8 protein-coding genes are annotated in these 6,000 nt (G+C 64.2%); 6 read left to right on the top strand and 2 right to left on the bottom strand.

Annotation, left to right across the window (positions count from 1 at the left end; genetic code table 11):
* The first annotated feature begins 259 nt into the window (after positions 1-259).
* The 5 genes from tnpA to QFZ27_RS39470 are packed head-to-tail and all read left to right on the top strand — an operon-like array spanning position 260 to position 3,167.
* Positions 260-616: an IS66-like element accessory protein TnpA gene (gene tnpA / locus QFZ27_RS39490; protein ID WP_429225625.1), complete on the top strand. Its 357-nt coding sequence runs from the start codon at positions 260-262 to the stop codon at positions 614-616.
* Complete coding sequence (tnpB, locus tag QFZ27_RS39485) at positions 613-960, top strand: IS66 family insertion sequence element accessory protein TnpB (protein WP_429225624.1); 348 nt, start codon at positions 613-615, stop codon at positions 958-960. Before tnpA ends, tnpB begins: the two co-directional genes overlap by 4 nt.
* A gap of 58 nt (positions 961-1,018) precedes the next feature.
* On the top strand, positions 1,019-2,674 hold the full coding sequence (gene tnpC / locus QFZ27_RS39480; RefSeq protein ID WP_429232403.1) for an IS66 family transposase: 1,656 nt from the start codon (positions 1,019-1,021) through the stop codon (positions 2,672-2,674).
* A gap of 2 nt (positions 2,675-2,676) precedes the next feature.
* Entirely contained in the window at positions 2,677-2,946 is a 270-nt protein-coding gene (locus QFZ27_RS39475) for a hypothetical protein (RefSeq protein ID WP_429232402.1), read from the top strand.
* A 26-nt stretch (positions 2,947-2,972) separates the two neighbouring features.
* Positions 2,973-3,167, top strand: coding sequence for a hypothetical protein (locus tag QFZ27_RS39470; RefSeq protein WP_429232401.1), 195 nt, complete (start codon positions 2,973-2,975; stop codon positions 3,165-3,167).
* 76 nt (positions 3,168-3,243) lie between these two features.
* On the opposite strand, the gene QFZ27_RS39465 is transcribed toward QFZ27_RS39470, so the two are convergent.
* Both QFZ27_RS39465 and QFZ27_RS39460 read right to left on the bottom strand, forming a co-directional pair.
* The gene (locus QFZ27_RS39465) at positions 3,244-3,618 is read right to left on the bottom strand and encodes a response regulator (protein ID WP_429232400.1); all 375 of its coding nucleotides are present in this window, start codon (positions 3,616-3,618) and stop codon (positions 3,244-3,246) included.
* Positions 3,619-3,676: 58 nt separating this feature from the next.
* Positions 3,677-5,092, bottom strand: a complete 1,416-nt coding sequence (locus QFZ27_RS39460; protein ID WP_429232399.1) for a PAS domain S-box protein — start codon at positions 5,090-5,092, stop codon at positions 3,677-3,679.
* A 561-nt stretch (positions 5,093-5,653) separates the two neighbouring features.
* Between QFZ27_RS39460 and QFZ27_RS39455 the strand changes: the two genes are divergently transcribed.
* Positions 5,654-5,896, top strand: coding sequence for a hypothetical protein (locus tag QFZ27_RS39455; RefSeq protein ID WP_429232398.1), 243 nt, complete (start codon positions 5,654-5,656; stop codon positions 5,894-5,896).
* Positions 5,897-6,000: the final 104 nt, after the last annotated feature.

Below are 6,000 nucleotides of genomic sequence, written 5' to 3'. Positions count from 1 at the left end.
AACCACTGATGACATGCAAGCCCTCGTCTCTGACGGGGGCTTGTTTGCTTTGGCGCCCAGCCAGCCCAGGATGTAAGCCTCCGCCGTAGGCCGCCTTTCCGCGTTTGTCGGGTTGACCGAAGCTGGAGCATTGGTTGACGGCGGGGAGTGGTGGAAGGTAAGCCTCCGCCGTAGGCCGCCTTTCCGCGTTTGTCGGGTTGACCGAAGCTGGAGCATTGGTTGACGGCGGGGAGTGGTGGAAGTGTCCACGAATGCAGTTATGGACACAAGTTTGGGTGAGCGGCGTCGGAACCGGTTGTGGCCGGAGGGGCTGAAGCGGGAGATCGTGGCGGCGTCGCTGGAGCCGGGCTCGTCGGCGTCGCTGGTGGCGCGACGCTACGACGTGAACGCGAACCAGGTGTTCGCCTGGCGGAAGCGCTACGCCGCTGAGGTGGCCGAGCCGACGGAACTGCGCCTGATGCCAGTGGCGGTGACGCCGGATCCACCGGCCGAGCCCGCGCCGGCGCGGGCCGACGATCTGATCGAGATCGAGTTTGGCGGCTATCGCCTTCGGATCGGCAGCGGGGTCAAGGCGGCGACGCTACGGCTGGTGCTCGACGTGCTGGAGCGGCGATGATCCCGGTCCCGAGCGGCGTCAGGGTGTGGCTGGCGGTCGGCCGGACCGATATGCGGCGCGGCATGAACGGGCTGGCGCTGCAGGTGCAGGAGGCGCTCGGCCGGGATCCGCATGCCGGTGATCTGTACGTGTTCCGCGGCGCCAGAGGCGATCTGATCAAGATTCTCTGGCATGACGGGCTGGGCATGTCGCTCTACGCCAAGCGGCTGGAGAAGGGCCGCTTCATCTGGCCATCGCCGGCCGACGGCGTGGTCGGCATTTCGGCATCGCAGTTGGCCTATATGCTCGACGGAATCGACTGGCGGAACCCACGCCACACCTTCCGGCCGGAGCGCGCGGGATAGGGGTCGAGGTCCGCATTTTGGGCGAGCCAGCGGCGAGGATTTCTGATGCCATCCTGGTATGGACACTGCTCCCGAGGCCCTGCCGGATGATGTCGACGCGTTGAAGGCGGCGCTGGCCGCCGAGCGGCGGCAGCGGCTCGAGGACACGGCCCGGGTCGAGGCGGAGCTGGCGGTGGCCCGGGCTCAGGCCTCCGACGACCAAGCCCTGATCGCGCACCAGCAACTGCAGATCGAGAAGCTGAAGCGCCAGCTCTACGGCCAGCGCTCGGAACGGACGGCGCGGCTGCTCGACCAGATGGAGCTGAGCTTCGAGGAGCTCGAGAGCACGGCCGCCGAGGACGAGGTCGCCGCCGAGGCCGCCGTCGCCAGGACCACGTCCGTGGCGGCGTTCACCCGCAAACGGCCCGCACGCAGGCCGTTCCCCGAGCACCTGCCGCGGGAGCGTGTGGTCGAGCCGGGCCCGGCCGCCTGCTCCTGCTGCGGCAGCGAGCGGCTGCGCAAGCTGGGCGAGGACGTCACCGAGACGCTGGAGGTGGTGCCGCGGCAGTGGAAGGTGATCCAGCATGTTCGCGAGAAGTTCACCTGCCGGGACTGCGAGCGGATCAGCCAGGCTCCGGCACCGTTCCATGTGATCGCCCGGGGCTGGGCCGGCCCCAGCCTGCTGGCGATGATCCTGTTCGAGAAGTTCGGGCAGCACCAGCCGCTCAACCGCCAGGCCGAGCGCTATGCGCGGGAAGGCGTGCCGCTCAGCCTGTCGACCCTGGCCGACCAGGTGGGCGCCTGCTGCGCGGTGCTGGCGCCGCTGATCCGGCGGATCGAGGCGCACGTCTTCGCGGCCGAGCGCCTGCACGGCGATGACACGACCGTGCCGGTCCTGGCCAAGGGCAGGACCGATACCGGGCGGGCTTGGGTCTATGTGCGCGACGACCGGCCGTTCGGCGGACGGGATCCGCCGGCGGCGATGTTCTACTACTCGCGCGATCGGACCGGCGAGCATCCCCAGGCACATCTGGCCGGCTATGCCGGGCTGTTCCAGGCCGACGCCTTTGGCGGCTACACCAAGCTGTACGAGCCCGACCGCAAGCCGGGTCCGATCCTGGAGGCGGCATGCTGGGTCCATGCGCGCCGGCCCTTCTTCGCCATGGCGGATCTGGCGGAGAGCGCCCGCCGCGCGGCCCGGGGCAAGACGCGGGCCGTGATCTCGCCGTTGGCGCTGGAGGCGGTCCGGCGCATCGATGCCCTGTTCGAGATCGAGCGCTCGATCAATGGCCAGAGCGCCGAGCGGCGTCGCGCGGTCCGGCAGGGATCGAGCGTGCCGCTGGTCGCCGAACTGGAGGGCTGGATGCGCGAGCAGCGTGCCAAGCTCTCCCGTGGCAACGATCTCGCCCGGGCCATCGACTACATGCTGAAGCGATGGCCGGCCTTCACCCGCTTCCTCGATGACGGCCGGATCTGCCTGTCGAACAATGCGGCGGAACGAGCCCTGCGCGGCATCGCTCTCGGCAGAAAGTCATGGCTGTTCGCAGGGTCCGACCGCGGCGGTCAGCGCGCCGCGGCCATGTACAGCCTGATCGTCACCGCCAAGATGAACAACGTCGATCCGCAGGCCTGGCTGGCCGACGTCCTGGCCCGCATCGCCGACCACCCCGCCAGCAGGATTGACGACCTCCTGCCATGGCACTGGCGGCCGACGCCCCGCAGCCAGGCAGCCTGACCGTGGCGGCCACCGCCTCCGTCTTCACCATCGGCCATGTCGCTCGGATGCTCGGCGAGGACGAGGACTGGCTGCACGAGATCTCGATCGACATGGAATCCGAAGATGGGCGGCTGCACGTCTACGGCGTCGGCGAGGATGGTGTGACCGCCTTCACCCGCGACGGCATCGAGAATCTGCAGCAGATCATCGCCGACCAGCGCGCCGCCGGTCACGCCCGCACAAGCTCGGATTCTCGCAATAAATCCCCTGCGGTCCTCACCGGAGGCTGACCCTTGAGGTCGACCAGAGTTCCGTGATGTTCATCGAGGTCGCGATGTGCGGCTGGGACAAGCCCACGCGCATGGATGGGAGCCGGCCGGCCGAAGACGTTGCGACACCCGATGGCAACATCTACGGCAAGGTGATCGGCGGCGACAAGTATGAGCCTGGACCGTGGGAAACGGTGCTGACAGGTGTGGCCGAGCAACTGCGCCGGCTGCGGGCCGAATAGCCTCCGCCAGCACGGATCATAGCGCCCCCAACTCGTGGCAAGCCGAGCGATGCGGCTGAAAGCGTCGGAGTTGAGGTCACCTGCCCCCTAAGCTGGCAAGGAAGCTTCGAATGGCATCGGCCAACTCCTCGGGCGCATAGGGTTTCGCAAGGAAAATGGAGTCCATTACGCCGTGACGGGAGTGATCGTGGGCACTCGCTAGCCCGCTGGTGTAAATCACCAGGATGGTTGGATGAGTCTGTCTGATCGAACTTGCAACTTCCCAGCCTGTCGGGCCCGAGCCCAGATTGACGTCGGTGACCAGGACCTCAAGTTCCGGTGAAGCTTCGGCGACTGCTATGGCCTGAGATCCGTCCTCAGCACCGACAGCCTCGTGACCCAAGGTCAGCACCACGTCCTCGGCCATGATTCTCAGGAGCGGCTCGTCTTCGACCACGAGGATCTTTGTCATACAGTGACCCTGAGTTTCATTATCGCTATCAACAGCGCGCGGGTGGATACAGTTCCGATTAAACGGACAGTCGGCGGAGGGGCGCCGAGATGCGAAGGATCAGTCCTTCGTGCGGCCATTTCCGCTCGACGACGCCGTTCAGATGGCCGGAAACCGTGCTATCGGTCAGGAATGTTCCGAAACCCGCCTGAGTGGGTACTCCTTCGACTCTCGGCCCGCCTCGTTCGGTCCAGGTCAGCTCCAAATCGTCATCTTTGATGGACCACGCGATGGCTATCTGGCCACCGCTCCGCGCCAACGCGCCATATTTTGCTGCATTGGTCGCGGCTTCATGGAGCAGCAGCGCCAGGCTGGTGACCGCATTTCCCTGGACGGCAACGGCGGGCCCGCTGACCAGAAGCCCCCCGCCGCTCGGTGGGACATAGGGGGCCAGCACGGTCTGGACGACCGCCTCGAGCGTGGTCGGGGTGGATGCGAGTTCCTCTTGGAGATCCGCCATCGTCAGGTCATGCGCTCGGGCCAGGGCCCCCAACCTGCTGCGGACCGCCTCCGCCAGTTCCTGGGGCGTGTTTGCCTGGCGCGTGCTCAGGGTGATGATGGCGCTAGACAGCGCAAACAGGTTCTTCACCCGGTGGCTCATCTCACGGAGGAGCAATCCCTGCCGCTCCTGCGCTCGCTTGCGCTCCGTGATATCGCGGGCGATCTTAGAAGCGCCTATGATCCTGCCCCGATGATCTCTAATCGGCGAGACCGTAAGGGAAATATCCACCAGCGTCCCGTCCTTGCGCTGACGGATGGTTTCGAAGTGTTCGACCCGTTCGCCGTTCCGGATCCGCGCTAGGATGCCAGGTTCCTCTTGCAGGCGATCCGGCGGGATGATGATTGTGATGGGTTTTCCGATCACCTCTTCGGCAGTATGGCCGAACAGCCGCTCCGCTCCCGGGTTCCAATTCGTGATGTTGCCATTGAGGTCTTTGGCGACAATCGCATCCTCCGACGATTCGACAAGCGCTTTGAGTCGGTGGGTGCTCTGCTCGAACTGCTGACGATCGCTCAGGTTGACGAGGGTATTCACCGCGCCGATGAGGTTGCCTGAACCGTCGAACAGCGGAACGGGATAGGGCGCAAAGGGCACCCGGGTCCCGTCCGGTCTTTCTGCTATGGCCTCGAAGCCCTGGTTGGCGCGCTTTTCTCTGAGCGCAATCGCCATCGGGCATTCGTGGTGCGGAAGTGGAGTCCCATCCGGCCAATATAGCTTCCAGGAACCGCAGAATTCGCTCGTGCCTAATTCCGGTCGAACACCCCACAACTCGACGGCAGCCTCGTTGTAGTAAGTAATCTTCCCAACGGCATCCGTCGCGTAGACGGCGACCGACAACGCGCCAAGCATTGCAGCTGCATATTCAGGCGTAGGATGCGAGATCAGTTGGGGCGGCCGAGCCGAAGGAGTCCCGTCGCCGAGCGCCGATTTCATCTCATTTGTTTCCATTTGACTGTGCCGCCCCATTGGAAGGCATGACTTCCACGCCAGGTAGAGCGAACATCAATCATGATAGCACGCTTCTTCAGACGCACGCGAATCGCTCAGGCTTCGACTACGGGTGCGCTGAATCGTCCTAGACGCGATCCAGCAGATCAGATGCGAGCGTACTGCTCGCTTGAGGGTGCGATCGCTGCCGCGGCGATGAGGATTCGAGACGCTGGACCAGCTCGGCGCTTTGGTCGGTGTGCGTCGCATTTGCAAAGTGCTTTCGATCGGCCCAGTGCCCGGCCTGCGCCGAGCATGCGCCCGCAAATGCCCATCTACTACTTTAGGATGGGCTTCAGCTCAAAACCCCTGTCCGAATGGCGTACACCACAATCTATTGATTTTGCATAAATTGCCATGCAATAGATGAGATATGCACGGCGAGGTCGGTCCGCATGATTGCGATGCCATTCGGCTTATTATAATAAAATACTCAGTTCTGAACAAATAAATCTCTAGCCGGAAAAGTTGGGAGAACAACTCTCAACCAGCCAAGGGAGCTTTGTAATGATTGATTTCAGCGATAACCCGACGGCATCTCGCAACGCGATGCTCGACCTCGAACAGGCGGGAGGTCTTGAGGTCGATCATTTCATTGGCCCTCAGGTTGATCATAACTCTACTCTGAGCCTTGCCACGGTCGCGATCATCGACAGACGCGTCCTCGGCCGCGAAACCTTGACGCAGGCGCTCGCAACCGACGGTCGGTTGGCGCCCGGGCCTTCGCGGACATCGATCAATGGGAGCTGAGCTCCGATCGTGACGACACGGCACTGATCCTCCTGGAATGGGGGGCTGCCTGCAACGACCAGCGTTCCCTTGAGACCGAGGTACAGACGTTGGTGAGCGCCCAT

This window comes from Inquilinus ginsengisoli (assembly GCF_050434925.1).
Classification (GTDB): Bacteria; Pseudomonadota; Alphaproteobacteria; order DSM-16000; family Inquilinaceae; genus Inquilinus; species Inquilinus ginsengisoli_B.
Note: the sequence above shows the minus strand (reverse complement) of the source record. Positions and strands in the feature narration are given on the sequence as shown.